This window comes from Caballeronia sp. LZ034LL (assembly GCF_031451215.1).
Lineage (GTDB): Bacteria > Pseudomonadota > Gammaproteobacteria > Burkholderiales > Burkholderiaceae > Caballeronia.
The window spans coordinates 966,815-987,379 of the sequence record NZ_JARUXR010000004.1 but is presented as its reverse complement, the minus strand read 5'-3'; the positions used below and the strand labels follow the sequence as shown (position 1 = coordinate 987,379).

General features: G+C 65.7%; 20 protein-coding genes. 14 read left to right on the top strand and 6 right to left on the bottom strand.

Annotated elements, in window-relative coordinates; translation table 11 throughout:
* Window positions 1-189 precede the first annotated feature (189 nt).
* From cobW to QCE83_RS31900, 5 genes are all read left to right on the top strand, one after another.
* The gene (cobW, locus tag QCE83_RS31920) at window positions 190-1,281 is read left to right on the top strand and encodes a cobalamin biosynthesis protein CobW (RefSeq protein ID WP_309820461.1); all 1,092 of its coding nucleotides are present in this window, start codon (window positions 190-192) and stop codon (window positions 1,279-1,281) included.
* A gap of 6 nt (window positions 1,282-1,287) precedes the next feature.
* Window positions 1,288-5,064: a cobaltochelatase subunit CobN gene (gene cobN / locus QCE83_RS31915; RefSeq protein WP_309820460.1), complete on the top strand. Its 3,777-nt coding sequence runs from the start codon at window positions 1,288-1,290 to the stop codon at window positions 5,062-5,064.
* Window positions 5,061-6,083: an ATP-binding protein gene (locus QCE83_RS31910; RefSeq protein ID WP_309820458.1), complete on the top strand. Its 1,023-nt coding sequence runs from the start codon at window positions 5,061-5,063 to the stop codon at window positions 6,081-6,083. Before cobN ends, QCE83_RS31910 begins: the two co-directional genes overlap by 4 nt.
* A 104-nt stretch (window positions 6,084-6,187) precedes the next feature.
* Entirely contained in the window at window positions 6,188-6,760 is a 573-nt protein-coding gene (locus QCE83_RS31905; protein ID WP_309821199.1) for a VWA domain-containing protein, read from the top strand.
* Window positions 6,761-6,862: 102 nt separating this feature from the next.
* Window positions 6,863-7,324 (top strand): type VI secretion system amidase immunity protein Tai4, encoded by a 462-nt coding sequence (locus QCE83_RS31900; RefSeq protein ID WP_404985990.1) that lies wholly within the window; start codon window positions 6,863-6,865, stop codon window positions 7,322-7,324.
* Window positions 7,325-7,328: 4 nt separating this feature from the next.
* Here QCE83_RS31900 and cobJ read toward each other — a convergent pair whose 3' ends face one another.
* The 4 genes from cobJ to cobG are packed head-to-tail and all read right to left on the bottom strand — an operon-like array spanning window position 7,329 to window position 11,602.
* Window positions 7,329-9,008 (bottom strand): precorrin-3B C(17)-methyltransferase, encoded by a 1,680-nt coding sequence (cobJ, locus tag QCE83_RS31895; protein ID WP_309820457.1) that lies wholly within the window; start codon window positions 9,006-9,008, stop codon window positions 7,329-7,331.
* Window positions 8,996-9,724, bottom strand: coding sequence for a precorrin-2 C(20)-methyltransferase (locus QCE83_RS31890; RefSeq protein ID WP_309820455.1), 729 nt, complete (start codon window positions 9,722-9,724; stop codon window positions 8,996-8,998). Before QCE83_RS31890 ends, cobJ begins: the two co-directional genes overlap by 13 nt.
* On the bottom strand, window positions 9,721-10,347 hold the full coding sequence (locus QCE83_RS31885) for a precorrin-8X methylmutase (RefSeq protein WP_309820454.1): 627 nt from the start codon (window positions 10,345-10,347) through the stop codon (window positions 9,721-9,723). The genes QCE83_RS31890 and QCE83_RS31885 overlap by 4 nt, the downstream gene beginning before the upstream one ends.
* Entirely contained in the window at window positions 10,340-11,602 is a 1,263-nt protein-coding gene (cobG, locus tag QCE83_RS31880) for a precorrin-3B synthase (RefSeq protein WP_309820453.1), read from the bottom strand. Before cobG ends, QCE83_RS31885 begins: the two co-directional genes overlap by 8 nt.
* Window positions 11,603-12,265: 663 nt before the next feature.
* On the opposite strand from cobG, the gene QCE83_RS31875 reads away from it, so the two are divergent.
* The 7 genes from QCE83_RS31875 (at window position 12,266) to QCE83_RS31845 (ending at window position 17,187) form a co-directional block, all read left to right on the top strand.
* Window positions 12,266-12,673 carry a DUF3592 domain-containing protein gene (locus QCE83_RS31875; protein ID WP_309820452.1) on the top strand — a complete coding sequence of 136 codons (408 nt, stop codon included), beginning with the start codon at window positions 12,266-12,268 and terminating at the stop codon, window positions 12,671-12,673.
* Window positions 12,660-13,208, top strand: a complete 549-nt coding sequence (locus QCE83_RS31870; RefSeq protein ID WP_309820451.1) for a hypothetical protein — start codon at window positions 12,660-12,662, stop codon at window positions 13,206-13,208. The genes QCE83_RS31875 and QCE83_RS31870 overlap by 14 nt, the downstream gene beginning before the upstream one ends.
* 127 nt (window positions 13,209-13,335) lie before the next feature.
* The gene (locus QCE83_RS31865) at window positions 13,336-13,707 is read left to right on the top strand and encodes a type VI secretion system tube protein Hcp (protein ID WP_309820450.1); all 372 of its coding nucleotides are present in this window, start codon (window positions 13,336-13,338) and stop codon (window positions 13,705-13,707) included.
* A 359-nt stretch (window positions 13,708-14,066) separates the two neighbouring features.
* Complete coding sequence (gene cbiE / locus QCE83_RS31860) at window positions 14,067-15,278, top strand: precorrin-6y C5,15-methyltransferase (decarboxylating) subunit CbiE (RefSeq protein ID WP_309820449.1); 1,212 nt, start codon at window positions 14,067-14,069, stop codon at window positions 15,276-15,278.
* A gap of 37 nt (window positions 15,279-15,315) precedes the next feature.
* Complete coding sequence (locus QCE83_RS31855) at window positions 15,316-16,059, top strand: cobalt-precorrin-6A reductase (protein WP_309820448.1); 744 nt, start codon at window positions 15,316-15,318, stop codon at window positions 16,057-16,059.
* The gene (gene cobM, locus QCE83_RS31850; RefSeq protein WP_309820447.1) at window positions 16,056-16,778 is read left to right on the top strand and encodes a precorrin-4 C(11)-methyltransferase; all 723 of its coding nucleotides are present in this window, start codon (window positions 16,056-16,058) and stop codon (window positions 16,776-16,778) included. The genes QCE83_RS31855 and cobM overlap by 4 nt, the downstream gene beginning before the upstream one ends.
* Window positions 16,779-16,785: 7 nt before the next feature.
* Window positions 16,786-17,187 (top strand): DUF4186 domain-containing protein, encoded by a 402-nt coding sequence (locus tag QCE83_RS31845; RefSeq protein ID WP_309820446.1) that lies wholly within the window; start codon window positions 16,786-16,788, stop codon window positions 17,185-17,187.
* Window positions 17,188-17,230: 43 nt separating this feature from the next.
* Here QCE83_RS31845 and QCE83_RS31840 read toward each other — a convergent pair whose 3' ends face one another.
* Both QCE83_RS31840 and QCE83_RS31835 read right to left on the bottom strand, forming a co-directional pair.
* On the bottom strand, window positions 17,231-17,707 hold the full coding sequence (locus QCE83_RS31840) for a hypothetical protein (RefSeq protein WP_309820445.1): 477 nt from the start codon (window positions 17,705-17,707) through the stop codon (window positions 17,231-17,233).
* 192 nt (window positions 17,708-17,899) lie between these two features.
* Complete coding sequence (locus QCE83_RS31835; protein ID WP_309820444.1) at window positions 17,900-18,652, bottom strand: TerC family protein; 753 nt, start codon at window positions 18,650-18,652, stop codon at window positions 17,900-17,902.
* A 305-nt stretch (window positions 18,653-18,957) separates the two neighbouring features.
* Between QCE83_RS31835 and QCE83_RS31830 the strand changes: the two genes are divergently transcribed.
* Both QCE83_RS31830 and QCE83_RS31825 read left to right on the top strand, forming a co-directional pair.
* Window positions 18,958-20,106: an OpgC domain-containing protein gene (locus QCE83_RS31830; protein WP_309820443.1), complete on the top strand. Its 1,149-nt coding sequence runs from the start codon at window positions 18,958-18,960 to the stop codon at window positions 20,104-20,106.
* 169 nt (window positions 20,107-20,275) lie between these two features.
* Window positions 20,276-20,449, top strand: a complete 174-nt coding sequence (locus QCE83_RS31825) for a DUF1328 domain-containing protein (protein WP_309820442.1) — start codon at window positions 20,276-20,278, stop codon at window positions 20,447-20,449.
* Window positions 20,450-20,565: the final 116 nt, after the last annotated feature.

The window sequence follows — 20,565 nt, the reverse complement described above, 5'->3', positions numbered from 1 at the left end:
CGTGCTAAAATTTGTGTCCGGCTTGCCTGACAAGGCTTTGCGGCATTCCGTTCCGGCTCCGGCAACAGCGCAGCAATCCGCGCCCCAGCCTCGCCAGACCCGAGCGCAAAACGCGCGTCATCGTTCAGTCGATGCAGCACTTCATCCCGCCTTGCGCATCCCAAACTCAACACCCTCCCCGGAGCCACGATGCAGACCCGCAAGATTCCCGTTACCGTCGTGACCGGCTTCCTCGGCAGCGGCAAGACCACGCTGATGCGGCATATCCTGTCCAACGCCCAAGGCAAGCGCATTGCAGTCATCGTCAACGAGTTCGGCGAACTCGGCATCGACGGCGAGATCCTCAAAGGTTGCGGCATCGGCTGCGACGACGAAGCAGCATCCGCCGACCGCAATCTCTACGAACTCGCCAACGGCTGTCTCTGCTGCACCGTGCAGGAGGAGTTCTATCCCGTGATGGAGCAGCTGCTCGAACGGCGTGACAGCATCGATCACGTGCTGATCGAGACGTCGGGTCTCGCGCTGCCCAAGCCGCTCGTGCAGGCGTTCAGCTGGCCGTCCATCCGCAACGCCTTCACCGTCGATGCAGTCGTCACCATGGTCGACGGTCCCGCCGCCGCGAGCGGCCAGTTCGCGGCGAACCCGGTCGCCGTCGATGCACAACGCAAGGCCGACCCGAATCTCGATCACGAATCGCCGCTGCATGAATTGTTCGAAGACCAGTTGTCGTCGGCGGACCTCGTCATCGTCAACAAGACCGACCTGATGGACGCCGAGGCCCTGCGCAAGGTCGAAGCGCTCGTGCGCCCGGAGATTCCCGCCGAGGTGAAGATCGTGCCCGCGCACATGGGCAAGCTCGACATTCACGCGTTGCTCGGTCTCGAAGCGGCATCGGAAGAGACCATTCACCTGCGCCACGATCATCATGGCTCGCCCGACGAAGCAGGTCACGCCGATCACCATCACGACGAGTTCGATTCGGTCGTCGTGCACGCGCCGGTCGAATCGCGCGAGCAAGCGATCGCCGCGTTGCAGACGCTGGTCGGCCAGCACACGATCTATCGCGTGAAGGGTTTCGCGGCATTGCCGGGCGCGGCGATGCGGCTCGTGGTGCAGGGCGTCGGGCAGCGTTTCGACAGCTACTTCGACCGTCGCTGGGAAGCGCACGAGGACCGGCAGCAGAGCCGCTTCGTGCTGATCGGCGAGGACCTGAGCGCGGACGCATTGCAGCGCGCCTTCGAAGCCGCGCTCGCGCTCACGAACACTCCCGCGCAGGCGTAACGCGCCATGCATCTGCTGCGCACGACCCCGGGCGGTTTCGTCGACGACGCGCAGGGCGTCATGCGCATCGAGCAGACTCGCGCGCCGATCGTCATTCTCAGTTCCGCCGACACCACGCTCGCCTTGCTGGCCAGCGTGGTGCCGCGTCTGGAGCCCGGCTTTCCCGAAGTGCGGCTCGCCAATCAGTCGTTCCTGCGCCAGCCGGCGTCCGTCGACTTCTACGTCGACGATGTGCTGAGCCATGCGCAGGTCGTGGTCGTCGATCATCTCGGCGGCGAATCGTACTGGCCGTATGGCATCGAGCGTCTGGTGACGCTGGCGAACAAGCAGCGCCAGATGCTCGCGATGTTCTCGGGCGATCTGACGGAAGACCCGAACCTGATCGCCAGGAGCACCGTCGATCCCGCATTCTGCCGCCAGCTCTCGCGCTATCTGCGCGAAGGCGGCGCGCGCAATGCGGAAGCGTTCCTGCGCGCCATCGCGCGGCGTGCGCTGGACTACGGCACCGAGCCGCCGCCGCCCGCCGCACTGCCCGCAGTAGCCATCTATCATCCCGAACGCGAGATCGCCACGGTCGCGGACTGGCAGGCGCGCTGGACGAAGGACGCGCCGGTCGTCGCCATCCTGTTCTATCGCGCGCATCTGCAATCGGGCAACACGGCCGTATTCGATTCCCTCGTCGAAGCGCTCGAACGGGAAGGGCTGAACCCGCTGCCGATCGCCATTGCATCGCTGAAGGACAGCGTGAGCCGTGAAGTGGTCGAGCGCGTGTGCGCGGAGCAGCGTGCGGCGCTCGTGCTGAACACGACGGCATTCGCGGCGGGCGTGATCGACGAGAGCGAGGCGTTCGAAGTCGCCGGCGATGCACCCGTGCTGCAGGTCATCCTGAGCGGCGGCAATCGCGAGGACTGGCAGCAGTCCAATCACGGCCTGAACTCGCGCGATGTCGCGATGCACGTGGCGCTGCCCGAAGTCGATGGCCGCATCATCACGCGCGCCGTGAGCTTCAAGGGGCTTGCGTATCACTGCAAGCAGACGCAGGTCGACGTGGTGCGCTATCAGGCGGACGACGAGCGCGTGCGTTTCGTCGCTGAACTGAGCCGGCGCTGGTGCCGGCTGCGCCAGGCGCCGAATGCGCAGAAGCGCGTCGCGCTCGTGCTGGCCAACTATCCGGCCAGCGAGGGACGCATCGGCAATGGCGTCGGGCTCGATACGCCGGCATCGGCCATCGGCATTCTGTCGATGCTCGCGCGCGAAGGCTATCGCGTCGGCCAGATTCCGGCGGATGGCGACGCGCTGATCGGCATGCTGACGGAAGGCGTGACCAACGACCCGCTCGTGCGCGACTTTCGGCCCGCGTTGCAAAGCCTGTCGATGGCGGATTACCTCGACGCATACCGCACCCTGCCCGCCAACGCGCGCGCCGCGCTCGAAGCCGTCTGGGGCCCGCCGCAAGACGATCCCACCGTGCGGAGCGGCCGCTTCATGATCGCGGGGTATCGCTGCGGGGAGGTGTTCGTCGGCATCCAGCCCGCGCGTTCGCGCGAACGCAACGATTACGCCAGCTATCACGACGCCGAACTCGTCCCGCCGCATGCGTATCTGGCGTTCTACTTCTGGCTGCGCGTGCGTTTCCAGGCCGATGCGATCGTGCATGTCGGCAAGCACGGCAATCTCGAATGGCTGCCGGGCAAGAGCGTGGCGCTGTCGTCATCGTGCTGGCCCGATGCGATTCTCGGCCCGATGCCGCATCTCTATCCGTTCATCGTCAACGACCCGGGCGAGGGCAGTCAGGCCAAGCGCCGCGCACAGGCCGTCATAATCGATCACCTGATGCCGCCGCTCACGCGCGCGGAAAACTATGGGCCCTTGCAGGACCTCGAACGCCAGGTCGACGAATACTACGAAGCGCTGATGGTGGACGTGCGCCGCGCGAAGCTGTTGCGCCAGTCCATTCTCAGGACCATCGTCGAGAACCGGCTGCATGAGGAACTCGGGCTCGATGCCCCGCGCGACATAGCAGGAGAAGACGCACTGCTCACGCGCGCCGATGCCTATCTCTGCGAGCTGAAGGAAGCGCAGATCCGCGACGGCCTGCATGTGTTCGGCGTGTCGCCGGCGGGCACGCAGCGGAGCGACACGCTGCTGGCGCTCGGGCGCTTTCCCGTTGGCGACGGACAGGGCGCGAACGCCAGTCTCATCACCGCGCTCGCGCGCGACCTGCAACTCGGCGATCACTTCGACCCGCTCGACTCGGACTGGGCCGCGCCATGGACCGGTCCGCGTCCGCTGAAGCTCGCGGCGGTGAGCGATACGCCATGGCGTCATCATGGCGATACGCGTGAGCGCCTCGAATGGTTAGCGATGCAACTATTGTCGGACGACGCACAAGAGGCGCCCGGCGCGCACGCGTCGCTCGTGCTCGGGCGCTTGCGGCGCGAGGTGCTGCCGCGTCTCGATGCCTGTGGACCGCAGGAACTGCTGCAACTGAAACGCGGGCTCGAAGGGCGCTTCGTGCCGCCGGGTCCGAGCGGATCGCCTTCGCGCGGCCGGCCCGACGTCTTGCCCACGGGCCGCAACTTCTATTCGGTCGATACCCGCGCGTTGCCGACGCAAGCGGCATGGTCGCTCGGACTCAAGTCGGCGAATGCGCTGGTCGAGCGCCATGTCCAGGATCACGGGGATTTTCCGCGTGCCATCGGCCTCTCGGTGTGGGGCACGGCGACGATGCGCACCGGCGGCGACGACATCGCGCAGGCATTTGCGTTGATCGGCGTGCGGCCGAAGTGGGCGGCGGGCAGCCATCGTGTGACGGACTTCGAGATCCTGCCGATCTCGATCTTCAACCGGCCGCGTATCGACGTGACGCTGCGGGTGTCGGGCTTTTTCCGCGATGCCTTCGCGAACCTGATGCATCTCTTCGATGCCGCCGTGCAGGCCGTGGCCGCCCTCGACGACGAGCCCGCCGACGTCAATCCGATCCGCGCCCGCATCCTGCGCGAACGCGACGAACTGATGGCGCGCGGCATGGATGCCGAAGCGGCGCGGCGGCAAGCGGGCTGGCGCGTGTTCAGCACGAAGCCGGGCGCATATGGCGCGGGGCTTCAGGAATTGATCGACGCGAAGCAATGGCAGACGGACGCCGATCTCTCCGCCGCCTATCAAAGCACGGGCGGCTATGCCTATGCGCAGTCCTGCGATGGCGTGGAGGCGCGCGCGAGTTTCGGCACGCGGCTCTCGACGCTCGATGTCGTGTTGCAGAACCAGGACAACCGCGAGCATGACCTGCTCGATTCGAACGACTATCACCAGTTCCAGGGCGGCATGGTCGCGGCCGTGCGCTATCTGTCCGGCGTGCAGCCGCAGGCCTATAACGCCGATCACAGCAATCCCGCCGCGCCGCGCGTGCGCACGCTGCACGAGGAAATTGCGCGCGTGGTGCGCGCGCGGGTCGTGAATCCGAAATGGATCGACGGCGTGAAGCGGCACGGCTACAAGGGCGCGTCCGAAATGGCCGCGACGGTCGATTACCTGTTCGGCTATGACGCGACCGCGCGCGTGGTGTCGGATCATCAATACGCGCTCGTCACCGATGCCTATGTGAACGATCCCGCCACGCGCGACTTCATTGCGCGGCACAATCCGCACGCGCTGCAATCGATCTGCGAGCGGCTGCTCGAAGCCATGGAGCGCGGCCTGTGGCAGAACCCCGCGGATTATCGTGACCAGGTCGAGCGGCATCTGCTCGATGTCGAGCAACGCATCGAGGGCCGACAGTCTTGAATCCATCTCTTTCTTCTCCGGTATTTCCGTTCACCGCGCTCGTCGGTCAGGACGGCTTGCAGCAGGCGTTGTTGCTGGCGGCGGTGGATCCGTCGATCGGCGGCGTGCTGGTCAGCGGGCCGCGCGGCACGGCGAAGTCCACGGCCGCGCGCGCGCTCGCCGAACTGTTGCCCGAGGGGCGGCTCGTGAGCCTGCCTCTCGGTGCGAGCGAGGAGCAGCTGATCGGCACGCTGGATCTGCAGAGCGCGCTGCGCGACGGCGGCGTGAGCTTCTCGCCGGGCTTACTGGCGAAGGCGCATCTCGGCGTTCTTTATGTCGATGAAGTGAACCTGCTGCCGAATCCTCTCGTCGATCAACTGCTGGATGTCGCGGCGAGCGGGGTGAACATCGTCGAGCGCGACGGCATTTCACATCGGCATGACGCGCGTTTCGTGCTGATCGGCACGATGAATCCGGAAGAGGGCGAATTGCGGCCGCAACTGCTGGACCGGTTCGGGCTGGCGGTGGAAATGAGCAATTGTTTCGATGCGGCCATGCGTCAGCAGATCGTGAAGGCGCGGCTTGCATTCGATGCCGATCCAGCCGCCTTTCGCGCGCGGCATGAAGCGGCGCAGGCCGCGTTGCATGCCCGCATTCACGCGGCGCGTGCGGCGCTTGCTTCCTTCACGTTCGACGATGCCGTTCACGCGCGTGTGAGTGAACTGTGCATCGCGGCGCATGTGGACGGTCTGCGGGCCGATCTCGTGATGCTGCGCGCGGCGCGTGCGCTGGCGGCGCTGGAGAGCGCCGCCGATGTCACGGTCACGCATGTCGAGCACGTGGCGGATGCGGTGTTGCGGCATCGCAGGCACGAGGGGGATGCGGCTTCGTCGTCTTCTCCTTCCTTGCCGCCGCCGGACCGCGATCCGGCGCCTTCGCAATCCGATTCCGGCGATACCGACTGGGGCCATCTTCCGCCCGAGCCCGCCGGCATCACGAAGATCAAGCACGTGAGGCCGCTCGCCGCAAAAAAAGCCTGAACCATCGAAGGCGGGACGCGGATGCCGGAGAGCATCGTCTTCGATGGAAAGCGGCGCGTTCACCCGGGCGTCACGTCTCGCGTGAGGGCGATGCAAGCGTGTCCATCGACTGGCCGGCTACTTTGCGTGCCCGGCGCGCGGCGCGTCTTCAGCCGGAGCATCTGCGGTATCGGCGCAAGCAAGGCGAGGCCGCCGCGTTGCATTGTTTCGTACTGGATTGCTCGGCATCGATGCTCGCGGGCGAACGGCTCGCGCGCGCGAAGGGCATGCTGGTCGCGCTGTTCGATCGCGCGTATCGCGAGCGCGCGGAGATTGCACTGGTGTGCTTTGGTGGCGGGCGCGCCGAGGTGCGCCGTCAGCCGGGCGCGGCGCATGTGTTCAATGAACGCTGGGTAGCGCCGATCGGCGGCGGCGGGGGTACGCCGCTTACGCTCGGACTGGCGCGTGCGGCGGCGCTGCTGACGCGCACGGCACGGCGCAGGCCGTCGCAGCGTCGCTCGCTGTGGCTGCTGACGGACGGACGGACGAATGAGCAGCCGGATCGGCCACGGGATGTGGATCGGATTGTGGTCGTGGATTTTGATGAGCATGCCGTGCGCGTCGGACGGTGCAGGGCGTTCGCGCGGGAGTGGGAGGCGGAGTATTTGACGGCGGGGGAGTTGGGGTTGGAGGGGTGATGCGATTCCTCTGAATTCACCGCACAAAGCTTGCGCGTCATTGTCAGTGAAGCGATTCGCGACCAGAATGCCGCTCAATCCGACTTCCGCTGAGACTGCTGCATGCATCAACCTGTTGCTTCCGAGCCGCGGCGTGCGGCAACGGTTCTACGACGCTTCATGGCGTGCATGGCGTTCATCGGCTTTCCAGTCGCCGCCAACTCGCCAGAAGCGCCCACGCGCACCTACGCCCAAAACTTAAGGGACATGGTGCTGGCTACCTGCATCGCAACGGCCTACGACAGCAGCGCGGACGCACGAATCGATTCCGGAAGCAGCGTCAGTGCGCTGCGTGACTGGACCTACTACGATCTGGACCGGACGCCCCAGGCCATCACGTCACTTGTGAAGGCTTACCTTGAACGGGACTATCGTAATCCGCTCGTCGAAGCCGAAACGAACGGCCTCAACATTCGCTTCGACTTTCTCAAATGCCTCGACCTGTATCACAGCAAGGACCTGGACCATCTGGTGAAGGCCATGGTGATCGACCCGAACCGCCGCATCCATCCACCTTCCCGCTAACCCCTCACTCATACCACCGCGGCGTATAAACCCAGTCCCCCACCGTCCGCGTCGTCGATGACCCGACGATCACCATCGTCCGCATATCGACGAGATCGCTCGTCAGCGCCCCCAGCGTCACGATGCTCAGGCGTTCCCCCGGACGGCCGATGTCCCGTCCCAAGACGACCGGCGTCTCCGCCCGCCGATGCTGCCTGACGATCTCCATCGCGCGATCAAACTGCCAGGGCCGCGCCTTCGACAACGGGTTATAGAACGCCATCACCAGATCGGCCTCGCCGGCGTGCGCGATGCGTTTCTCGATCACGCTCCACGGCTTCAGGTTGTCGGACAGCGAGAGCACGCAGAAGTCGTGACCGAGCGGCGCGCCCGCCCGCGCCGACGTCGCCAGCGATGCCGATACGCCCGGCACGATCGCAAGCTTCACGGCGTGCCAACCGGCGTGATCGGCGCCGCCGGTGTCGAGTGCTTCGAGCACCGCCGCCGCCATGGCGAACACGCCCGGATCGCCCGACGACACCACGACGACGCGCCGTCCCTCGCTCGCCAGTTCGAACGCATGCCGCGCGCGCTGCAATTCCTCGCGGTTGTCGGTCATGTGGACGCGCTGGTCGTCGCGGAACGGCCCGGCCATGCGCACATAGGTTTCATAGCCGAGCACGTCCTGCGCTTCATCGAGCGCACGGCGCGCGGCGGGCGTCAGCAAATCCGCGCTGCCGGGACCCAGGCCCAGCACCGTCAGCGTGCCGCGCGCACGGCCGATGGCAAGCGCATCGACCGGTGTATCCGCGACGTGCAGCGCGACGCCGTTCGAGCCGGCCGCGTCGAAGGGCGGTGCATCGCACAGGCGCAGCGGCACGCTCAGCGCATGCGCGGCCTCCGTGAGTGCTTCGAGTGAATCTTGCCGAAGCGGTGCAACAAGTGCGGCCAGCGCGAGCGGCGCGAGTCCTCTTTCGCGCATTGCAACGCGCACCCGTTCCGCGATATCGCCTTCGATGCCCGCATCGTCGAGCCACGCCAGCACGCAGCGCGGATGAATCACGAGATCGTCCGTCGTAGCCGTGGCCGTAGCTGTGCCCGCGCCATACGGCGTGATGCGCACGGCGAGGCGAGCGTCGGCGGCGCGCGGAAGCGGCGCGTCGTCGAGCCAGGGCGCGTGGCCTTCGATACGCGTCGTCTCGCCCGCCAGCAGCTCCGACACGAAGCGCTTGCCTTGCTCGATGTCGGCCAGCACGTAGCCTTCGGGCGGCGCGAGCAGACATTGGCCGAAGCGCAGTTCGCCGCTCGTCGTGATGGCGGGCGCGATGTGCAACGAAGCCGCGATCTCGCGCGCCAGCACGTTCACCCCGCTCATGCCGCCGAGCAGCGGCACGACCGCGCTGCCATCCTGGGCGACGGCCAGCACCGGCGGTTCCGCGCCCTTGTCCGCGAGACACGATGCCAGCGCCCGGATCACGATGCCCGCGGCGCACAGCGCGATCACCGGCGTACCTGACACATACAGCGAACGCAGGTGCGCGCCGAAATCGTCATAGGCGATGTCGGCGGAATGAGCGTCCACGCGGCTCGCCAGCCCATGGATGCGCGCGCCGGGAACGTGCGCCTGGATGCGTCGCGCGGTGTCGAGCGCGGCGCTGCCCAGCACGACGATCGCCGGCGCGGTCCTGCTCGTCATGCCTGCCATTTCTTCCCCGGCACGACGAGCAGCGAGAAGTACGGCGACGCCATCGGATCGACTTCATCGAGGGCGACGATGCGCTGATTCGCCATCGTCGCGCGTTCGACGTAGAGCGCGCGGTCGTCGAGGCCGAGTTCCGCCAGCACGCGGCGCACTTTCTCGAAGTTGCGGCCGAGCTTCATGATGACGGCGGCGTCGGCGGCTTCGAGGCGGCGCTTGAGATCCGCTTCCGGCAACACGCCGGACAGCACCGACAAGCTCTGGTTGCGATACACCAGCGGCACGCCGAGCACGGCGACGCCGCCCAGCATCGAACACACACCCGGCACGACTTCCGCGTCGAAACGCGTCGCGAGGCGGTCGTGCAGATACATGTACGAGCCGTAGAAAAAGGGATCGCCTTCGCAGATCACCGCGACATCGCGTCCGGATTCGAGATGTCCCGAAATTTCTAGGGCCGCGTCGTCGTAGAACGCGCTGATGATGGTTTCGTAGCAGAGCGGCGGTTCGAGCGCTTCGGTCGTGACCGGATAGACGAGCGGCAGGCGGGTTTGCGCATCGTCGAGATGCGACTCGATGATGCCGAACGCATTGCCCTTCTTGCCCTTCGCCACAAAATACGCGACCACCGGCGCGGCCTTCAGCAGGCGCAGCGCCTTCAGGGTGAGCAGTTCCGGATCGCCCGGACCGACGCCCAGGCCATAGAGACGTCCGCTCATCATTCGACCTCCGAAGCCAGCGCGTTCACGGCGGCGGCGGCCATCGCGCTGCCGCCGCGCCGGCCGAGCAGCGCGACATATGGGATGCCGCGGCTGTCGGCGGCGAGCATCGCCTTCGATTCCGCCGCGCCGATGAATCCCACCGGAAAGCCCAGGATCAGCGCGGGCCGGGGTGCGCCGGCATCGAGCATGTCGAGCAGATGGAACAGGGCCGTCGGCGCATTGCCGATCGCGACGATCGCGCCTTCGAGATCCGGCCGCCAGAGTTCGAGCGCCGCCGCCGAGCGCGTGTTGCCCAGCGCGCGGGCGCGTTCGGGAACCGACGCATCGGCGAGCGTGCAGATCACGCGGTTGGCCGCCGGCAGGCGTGCGCGTGTGATGCCTTCGGCGACCATGCGCGCGTCGCACAGGACCGGCGCGCCGGCCGCGAGCGCGCGGCGGCCAGCCAAGCCCGCACCAGGCGAGAAACGCAGGTCGCTCACGATATCGACCATGCCGCAGGCGTGAATCAGCCGCACTGCGAGTTTTTCGAGATCGGCGGGGACGGCGGCGAGGTCGGCTTCGGCGCGGATTGTCGCGAACGACTGGCGATAGATCTCCGCGCCGTCGCGGATGTAGTCAAGCATCGGTCGTGCTCCGGGCGAGCCGTTCGGCTGCCTCTTCGAGTGTCAGGTTGCATGCGGCGAGCTGCTCGCCGCAGTAAAGGTCGTAACGGCCCGGTGCGCGCGCCAACAGCGTCGTCGCGACCGGATGCGCCGCCGCGCACGAACGCTCGCAACCGCTCAGATGCACCTGCGCCAGTGCGTGCGCGGGGAGAAGAGGGGCGAGGCGTTGTGCATCGGATTTTGTGTCTGCGCGGCTTTTGGCGCAGCCGGCGGAACCGGCGCACGCGATCAGGCGCGCGAACGGGTCGCGTGGCTCGGTCGCGAGGCCTAGTCTGCGCAGTTCACGCAGGACGTCGCGTGCGGCGTGCGGCGCAAGGTCCGGGATCAGCACGCTCTGCCATGGTGTCATCGCGAGACGGCCCGCGGCATAGGTCGTGGCGATGGCGGCGAGGGCGTCGAGCGTGGCGGCGTCGAGGCGTCCGAGCGGGGCCTGTGCGCCGGCGTAGGCCATTGTTTGCGTGTTCGTGCCGCCGTGCGCGCCGAGCCGCAACGTGGCATCGGAGGAAGTGCGCCGCCACGAACGTAGCGCCGCTTCCGGCTCCGGAAAGGCAAGGGCGTGCGTGCCGGCGCGCGCCAGCAGATCGCGCATGCGATGCTCGTCGGGCCGTGCAAGCGCAAGAAAGCGGCGCAGCATGTCGGTCACGAAGGGAACGACATCGTCACGGGAAATCACGCCAAGTGCGGGCGTATCGTGCGCATGCCGCGGGATCGTGCCGGCGAGGCCGTAAGCGAAACGCGCACCGTCATCGAGCGCGGCAAGCCACAAGTCATGCGGATGATCGAGCATCGCGAGTTGCTCGCCGCCATCCAGTTGCAGCGCGAATTTCGGCGACAGCGCATGCAGCGCGGTATCGGCCTGCATGGCGGCGACGAGCTCGGCGGCCAGCGTGCGCGTGGCATCGCTCGCGAGCGGGCTCAGCATCAGGTTGCGGATGTCGTCGGCGCCCTTGGTCGCGGGCGCCAGACCCGCAGCGGAAGCGATGTCGACGAGCCGCGCGTGGGCATCGGCGCGAATGCCGCGCAGTTGCAGGTTCGCGCGATTGGTCACTTCGATCACACCGGAACCGCACTCGCGCGCGGCCCGCGCCACGGCACGCGCAGCGTCGGCGCTCAGCGCGCCGCCCGTCAGGCGCAGGCGCGCGAGACCGCCGTCAAGCGCGGTAACGACGCGCATCAGCCCCGGACACGCGGAGGTGCGGGATGCGGTCGCAGGCACTGGATGGTCGAGTGAGATCAAAGGCATGGCCCGTGAGGCTTCGCGTGTGTGGCGCTGACCGGTTGCATCGGCCGGTGGGTGTCGCGCGAAAACGTTCGGTTGGCAAGTCGCCTGGCTTGGGGGCGTTATTCGCGCCGGGGCATGTGAGGCAGCGGCACGGAGGGCGGACTCGCTGCGTACAAGTGCCAGCCCTGCCGGCGTCTCCAAATATGCCGCAAAGCCTTGTCAGGCAAGGCAGGTCCGAATTCTAACATCGAACATCGCGACTCAAGCCGATGCTCGGCATGGCGCGCATGAACGTTATCGGGACGCCGGTCATCAACGCGATTTCTTGGCCGCTGAAGAGCCGAGTAAATGCTGTTGAGCAAGCATTTATACCGCTTGTATGTGTGCGGACATTTTTTTTCAGGCGGGCATTTGAATTCGTTACACAAAGCGACACACATGCTTTTGTTATCGCGATATTTTTGACGGATGGTTTGATGACACGGAGACGTGACACATGATGCATTTACCTGACCAGCAGTCCTTCTGCGCGACGCAAAGCGGAACACGACTCGGCGATTTCAGCTTTGTCGAATCAGGCTGTGCCGCAGTCAAGTTGAACCGAGCAAGAGATAGGAACGTAGGAAATCCCGCGCACGTGAAACCGAGCCAGAGGTTATGAAACGGAGCACGGCCCGAATCGATTGGGTCACTGTTTTTCTGGGCGTTTGCCTGATCGCGATTTTTGGTCAATTCACCTGGATGGATATTGATTTCTATCTCGAATCCACGGTGACAGTGGGCGAAGTCGTCAAGCTGAATCATGGTGGATATCACCCGGAAGTGTCTTTCACGACAGACAAGGGCGTAACCGTCACCTTCCCCGGAAGCAGTACCTATCCGGTGGAGGTGGGCGACCGCCTTGAGGTGCGTTATTTGCGCAGCGCGCCCGGTATGCAGCCGAAGGTCAACCAGACATTAAACCTGTTCGATTTCATGCCGCTTCTGTTTGGCGTGGTTGTGGTCATATCGGGACTAATGGGGAAGTCCTTGCTCAACTTCGGATCGAGGAATGATCAGTTATAGAAAGAGTCGTTGGCGATATAACACCGGTGCCAGTGTGGCTGGCGCGTTGGGGCCTTTATCTGCTGCACGCGGCATACTCGTGCTGGATGATCCCGCGAAAGTAACCCACCATTTCAACTTTTCCACGTTTGGAATCAATCTTCTTAGCCTGAGAATCCCGAAGCAGTTTCAGCTTCCTGAATTGCCCTTGCCTAAAGGTCGTGGGTTGACCGGTTCGGGCTCAACCACGGATTTCTGGGGCGACGGAGTCGTCCTTATGAACTACTCCTTCCAAGGCGACGAACTGTCCGCGGCCGATTTTGGCGGCGGCGCGTTCATCGCCGAAATGGGTGGCGGGATGCTGATCGCAAAGGCTTACACAATCATGCACATGGGCATTCCGGAGGCACTGATGCTTGCGTGCGCTGCTAGTCCGGCCTTGATCGGTATGGCGGCAAGAAACGCCAGGGCCATGATTGTCATGAAGGGTATCAGCGAGGGTTTGATTGACGGACTTGGCTTGTCGTCGTCGATTGGCTTTGTCTCTCACGGCTGAGATTTTTGATTCGCATTGCAAGTTCATTTGGTCAGGAAAAGGAACGCATGGAGACTTTTATCCTGGTTGACGGTATCGAGGGCGAATCGCAGAGCGTGCCCAAGGCCATTGATGTCATCTCGTTCAAGTGGTCGTTGCATCAGACGTCCGACGCATCACACAGCAATGCAGGAAGCGGACCGCGAGCAACATTCGCGACGTGGAATTCGTGCACCGCCTGGACCGCGCCAGCCCGAATTTGGCCAAGTACTGTGCCGTGGGTCAGTCCATCCCTAAAGCCGCGCTGTTTTCACGTATGGCCGGAGGAACGCCACAGGAATTCATGCGGTGGAGTATGGATGATGTGAGGGTCACGGTCGTGGAACCCGTCGGCGCGGGCGGCACCATCGTAGAACGCGTCGCGCTTTCTTTTGTTCGAATGAAATACGAGTATGTTCTGTTGACGGACCTGGGGCAGAGAGGCGGAACCGTCACCGCCTTATTCGATCTCCGCAGCTAAGCGAGCATCGTCACCGATCGCTCGCGTCCGCTTTGCGCAGGTTTGCCGCCTTCCGTTGCGCGTTCTTGAATCAAGCGCTGTCGCGCGCCGCCACTTCGGCCTTGATTTGATTCAGACCACGGGAAACCGGTCGTACCCATGTAATCTATGAGAGCCGAGTCTTCAGGCCATCAAGAGTTGACGAGCCTTCACGAAGCTCGAGAAACGTGACAACCGAACCGTTCACTGCAAGGCCAACTCGAGCTCCGGCGGACCTGTATCATGCCCGCTTTTACCGACCATCCGGCCCTGACGGCCCCTCGGGCGCTTTACTGAGCGGTTTACCTGACAGGCCTGGACCCACATCGAGGAGATGCCGCATGTCGACCTGGCTGACCGTCGTTGGCATCGGCGAGGACGGCTGGCACGGCCTGTCCCGCGCCGCGCGCCGCGCGCTCGTCGAAGCGCAGGCCATCCATGGCGGCGAGCGCCATCTCGCGCTGCTGCCGTCCCGTATCGCCGCGCGCTGCGTGCCGTGGCCCCGGCCGTTTTCGATCGACGCCGTGCTCGCCGAACGCGGCGACGGCAAGACCCGCATCTGCGTGCTCGCGAGCGGCGATCCGATGTGCTTCGGCGTCGGCGCGACGCTCGCGCGTGAAGTCGCCGGCGAGGAAATGCGCGTGCTGCCCGCGCCGTCGTCGCTGTCGCTGGCCGCGGCGCGCCTGCACTGGGCGCTCCAGGACGTGGCGTGCGTGTCGCTCGTCAACCGGCCGGCGGCGTCGCTGCTCGCCGACGTGCATCGCGGCGCGCGCCTGCTCGTCCTGAGCGCCGACGGCGCCACGCCCGCCGCCGTCGCTACGCTGCTCACCGCGCATGGTTTCGGCGCGAGTCGCATGAGCGTGTTCGAGCATCTGGGCGGCGCCAGCGAACGCCGTATCGACGAACGGGCCGACGACTGGCGCGAGCCGCGCGTCGCCGCACTCAATCTGATCGCGATCGACTGCCGCACGCACGCGGGCCACGCCGGCCCGCCGCTGACACCGGGACTGCCCGACGACGCCTATCGGCACGACGGCCAGCTCACCAAGCGCGCGGTGCGTGCCGTGACACTGGCGCATCTCGCGCCGCAGCCGGGCGAACTGCTGTGGGACGTGGGCGCGGGCTGCGGTTCGATTGGCATCGAATGGATGCGCGCGCACCGAGCCTGCCGTGCGATTGCGATCGAATCGAACGAGAGCCGGCAGCGGCTCATCGAGTACAACCGCGACGCGCTCGGCGTGCCCGCGCTGCAACTCGTGAAGGGCGAGGCGCCCGCCGCGCTCGACAACCTGCCCGCGCCGGACGCCGTGTTCATCGGCGGCGGGCTGACCGTGCCCGGCGTGCTCGATGCGTGCTGGTCGCGCCTGCGTCAGGGCGGACGGCTCGTCGCCAATGCCGTGACCTTGCAGAGCGAGATGGCGCTGGTCGAATGGCGCGCGCGGCACGGCGGCGAACTGACGCGCATCGCGGTCGCTCAGGCGGAGCCGCTCGGCAGTTTCGATACCTGGCGCCAGGCGCTGCCCATCACGCTGCTGCAAGCGAGCAAGCCATGAGCGGCCTGTGTTCGTCTTCCCGCAAGGCCGGCACGGCATGAAGCGCATTCTCCTGCTCGGCGGCACCGGCGACGCGCTTGCGATCGCGCGCGCACTGCCCGCCGGTCACGTCTATAGCCTGGCAGGCCTTGGGCGCGTACCGGACGATCTCGCGTGCACGGTGCGCGTCGGCGGGTTTGGCGGCATCGACGGGCTCGATGCCTATCTGCGCGACGCGGACATCGCGCTCGTCGTCGATGCGACGCATCCGTATGCCGCGCAAATGAGCCGCCACGCGCGCGCAGCCTGCGACAGCACGGGCGTGCCGCTGTGGGCCGTGCGCCGTCCCGCGTGGCCTGCACAGCCCGGCGACGACTGGCGCTTCGTGTCCGACTGGCGCGGCATCGTTGCCGGCATCGCCGGATTCAGCCGCCCGCTGTTCACGCTCGGGCGCGAACCGCTCGCGCATCTGGACGAGATTCCCGCATCGCAATACTGGACCGTGCGTTGTCTCGAAGCACATGCGGGCACCGCACGCGCGCGGATCATCGACGCGCGCGGCCCGTTCACCCTCGACGGCGAACGCGCGCTGTTCGACGCAGCCCGCATCGATGTCGTCATCAGCAAGCACAGCGGCGGCCGCGCGACCGAGGCGAAGCTGACGGTCGCGCGCGAACGCGGCCTGCCGGTCATCATGCTCGCGCGTCCCGATTTGCCCGCCGCCGACCGCAGTTTCGACACCGTCGCCGATGCACTCGAAGCGCTCGACGCACTCGGCCTTCAACCCTCATCCAAAGCATGACTGTCTATTTCATCGGCGCCGGACCCGGCGATCCCGAACTCATCACCGTCAAAGGGCAGCGGCTGGTCCGCACGTGCCCCGTGCTGCTCTATGCCGGCTCGCTGGTGCCGAAGGAAGTGCTCGCCGGTCATCGCGCGGAGACGTGCATCGATACGGCGGAGCTCGATCTCGATACCATCGTCGCGCTGCTGCACGACGCGCACGTCGCCGGCCACGACGTGGCGCGCGTGCATTCCGGCGATCCCTCGCTGTACGGCGCGATCGGCGAGCAGATGCGCCGGCTCGACGCGCTCGGCATTCCCTATGAAATCGTGCCCGGCGTGACGGCGACGGCTGCATCCGCGGCCGCGCTCGGGCGCGAGCTGACGCTGCCCGGCATCTCCCAGACGGTCATCCTCACGCGCTACGCAACCCGTACCGCCATGCCGCCGGGTGAAGCGCTTGCGGACCTGGCGCGGCATCGCGCGACGCTCGCGATTCATCTCGGCGTGCGTCACATCGAGCGCATCGTCGCCGACCTGCTGCCGCACTACGGCGCGGACTGTCCGGTGGCCGTGGTGTTTCGCGCGAGCTGGCCCGACGAGACGCGCATCGAGGGCACGCTCGCGGACATCGCGCACAAGGTGCGGGCGGCGGGCGTCGAACGCACGGCGATGATTCTCGTCGGCCGCGTGCTGTCCGCCGACGGTTTCGCCGACTCCACGCTCTACGGCAGCTGATCCCGCCATGCGCGACCTCGACGCCGTCTTCGCCGCACTCGCCCGGTCGGCGTTCCAGCGGCGCTTTGCGCTCGGCGTGAGGGAAGGGAAGTATCTGGGCGAGAAGGGCATGGAGACGGTGCTCACGCAGGCGCACGACCTGATCGGCAGACGTCTCGCGCCGCCGCTGCCGCCCAACGACGGCAAGCAGACGCCGATGCGCGGGCATCCGGTGTTCATCGCGCAGCACGCGACGGCGACGTGCTGCCGCTCGTGTCTGGCCAAATGGCATGAGATCCCGGCGGGGCGGGCGCTGGATGCCGTCGAGCGGCAGCATGTAGTCGATGCAATCGAACGCTGGCTGCGGGCGCAGCCGCTGCCGGAAGCGTTGCGGTCCGAGCGTGAGGAGCGTCAGCGCAGTCTGTTCTGACGCCCGGCATGATCGCGTGCGCCCGCAAGGCGCGCCGCGCCTGTCAGTTGCTGCCGATCTGGACTTGAACCTCAGCCGATCTTGCCACGCTGATGAATCCGCGATGCTCCAGGAACACAGCCTGTTGGCTTGGGTGAGCCAGGATATCCGGCGTCAGGTTGAACGCCACGACGTTATCGGCCATCGACACGGGGATTCTTTCACCGCCGATGACGGCCACCGTACCCGGAGGCGGATCGCCCTTGATCTTCATCCAGATCGGCGTGCCGGCGGGATCCAGGTGGGCGAGATCGATGGTCCTGGGTCCGTAGCAACTCGCGGACGCCACCGCGACGGTGATCGCGAACGCGATCAGGAAGAAGGCCAGCGGCGACATGTTCCGAACCTCGGTCTGATCGGGTCTGATCGAACAGGTACCGGCCCACGGCCAGGTGAAAAGGTAGATCCCGTAACTGATGCGGCCGAGGTACTGCAAGGTGGGCGGGCAAGCGACCGCGATGGCAGCCGGCCAGCCATCCATCCACGCAATCAGCGAGGCAGCGAGGCAGCCGATGGCCGTAGGCCACAGAACGAATCCATAGGCACAGTGACCGCTCAGGTCGCCGGCGAAAACAGCGACTGCGCAAAGTGAGTCAATCTCGGGACGGTAGGGTCTGGCCTCTGCCTGGATTATTTTTGAATTCGCAACTGCCGCCAATCCGTCGGGAGTGTCTCAATCCCTCGCTGCGCCTGCCTTACGCGTCTTCGCGCGCCGGGCGAGCATGTTGAGCGCCTCCACCAGCGCCGAGAACGCCATCGCGGCATAAATATAGCCTTTGGGCACATGCGAGCCGAAACCTTCCGCGATCAGCGTCATGCCGATCACGAGCAGGAAGCCGAGCGCCAGCATGACGATGGTCGGATTCCGATCGATGAACCTCGACAGCGGCCCGGCCGCGAACAGCATCACGGCCACTGCGGCGATTACCGCGACGAACATGATCGGAATGTGCTCGGTCATGCCGACCGCGGTCACGATGCTGTCGATGGAAAACACGAGGTCGAGCAGCAGAATCTGGCCGATCGCCGAGAGCGGCGTCAGACGGCCGCCGGCGTTCGCGCCTCCGTGACCGTCGGCGTCGTGCGTCACGTGATGACGGATCTCCGTGGTGGCCTTCCACACGAGAAACACGCCGCCCGCGATCAGGATCAGGTCGCGCCACGAGAAGCCGTGCCCGAAAGCTTCGAAGATCGGCGCCGTGAGCCGCACGATCAGCGCGACCGTGCCGAGCAAGCCAAGCCGCATCACGAGCGCGAGGCCGATGCCCAGGCGCTGGGTGCGCGCCCGGTGCGCCTCGGGCAGCTTGTTGGTCAGGATGGAAATGAAGATGAGGTTGTCGATGCCGAGCACGACTTCCATGACGACGAGCGTCGCGAGCGCGGCCCAGGCGGCGGGATCGGCGAGGAGGGCGAGGAGATAGTCCATGCGGTGCGGGCGTGATCAGTTTGGCGGCGATGGCGGGATGTTAACCTGCTCGACTCCCGAAATGAAAGGAACTTGAAATATTCATTCGAATCGAAGCGCCACACGATAGCGAGCTTTTGCCGCCCGGGGTCGTGTGTTGAGACCAAATATGGCCTATTGGCCACAAATACCGGATTTGAAACGGATTTTTGCATCTATTGAGATGCGATTGAGCGGGCTTTACGGGTAAACTCCAATCCTTTCGAGCCGGCTCAAAATCCGGCCGTCCTACACTTCCTGCCGTCCAGGAAAATACGCCACTTCGCATGCAGGGAAAATCACAACGTCTCGTCGAGCTGGACTTCTTCAGGGGACTGGTTCTGCTCATCATCGTCGTCGATCACATCGGCGGCAGCATGGTGTCGCGCTTCACCCTGCATGCTTTCGCGCTCAATGACGCCGCCGAGGTCTTCGTCTTCCTCGGCGGCTTCGCGACAGCCACCGCCTATGTCTCGCTCGCCGAGCGCCGTTCCGAAAGCGCCGCGCGCCGGCGTTTCCTGAAGCGGGCGTTCGAGCTGTATCGCGCCTTCCTCGTCACCGCCGTGCTGATGCTGGCCGCGTCCTTCCTGCTGCGGCCGTTCTTCGGCCACGCGCCGAATCTCGCGCTGCACGATCTCGACAGCCTGATGGCCGAACCGGTGTCGTCGATCGCACAAATCCTCACGTTCGAGCGCCAGCCCTACCTCGCTGCCGTCCTGCCGATGTACGCGCTGTTCGCGCTGGCCGTGCCGCTGATGCTGCCGCTCGCCCGCAGCAAGCCGTGGATCCTGCTAGGACTGAGCCTCGCGCTGTGGGCGTGCGCGCCGGCGATCGGCGAGTATCTGCCCTCGGCCGAAGACAACCTCTGGGATTTCAATCCCGCCGCCTGGCAATTGATGTTCGTGCTCGGCGTGCTGGCGCGCTGTCAGCCCGTGTATCAGCGGCTGACTGCGCATCGTTTTGGCTGGATCGTCAGTGCGGGCGCCGTCGCGCTGATCGCCGGCATGGCGTACTACAAGCTGCTCGTGCTGCCGCCGGTGCTGGACAGCGCCTTCAAGCGCGATCTCGCCGGGCCGCGCATCGTCAATTTCCTGGCGATCGCGTGGATCTGCGCCAATCTCGCGCGCTATGGCGTCATCAAGGCGATCGCGAACCGCCTGCCGTGCATTGGCGCGGTCGGGCGCGACGGCATGGTGGCGTTCGTCGCGGGCACGGTCATTTCGCTGGTCGTCGACTCCGTCCTGTTCACGCTGACCGATGGCCTCATCAACGTGCCGGCCGGCTTGGCCGCCGATGCGCTGGCCATCGGCGCGCTGCTCGCCGTGCCGCGCGTGCATCAGGCCGTGGCGGGCTGGCTCGGCAGCCGTCGACCGTTGCCGAAGCCGACGCCTGCAGCGACGCCCGCCCGCGTGGCCGCCGATACGCGCGGACGTTGACGCGCAAAAGAGCCGAAGAAGCGGGCAATCCTTGCCCACTTTTTTTTGGGAGTTAAGCCAGCAACTAACCGTCTTTTTCTCAACGCACCATCGAATTGGTGCAGAAAGTGGTGCGCGGCACGCTCCTTGCATGTACACCGGCCATCACGACAAAAAAACCGGAACCGCCATGCTTAAACTCGCCATCCTCTTCGCAATCATCTCCGTCGTCGCGGGCCTCTTCGGCTTCACACGCGTCTCGTCCGGCGCGGCGGGCATCGCCAAGATCTGCTTCTTCATCTTCCTGATCCTGTTCGTCATCTTCCTGGTCATCGCGATTTCGGCAGGCTCGCTCGTGCTGTAGCGCCGAGGCGGCTCAATACCGCCTACGCGTGCTTCCTCCGATCGACCCGTCTCCCGCCGCAGTGTTACATTGCGGCGAGGAGACATTCACGCGGCGGCGGATGGCACCAAGCCCCG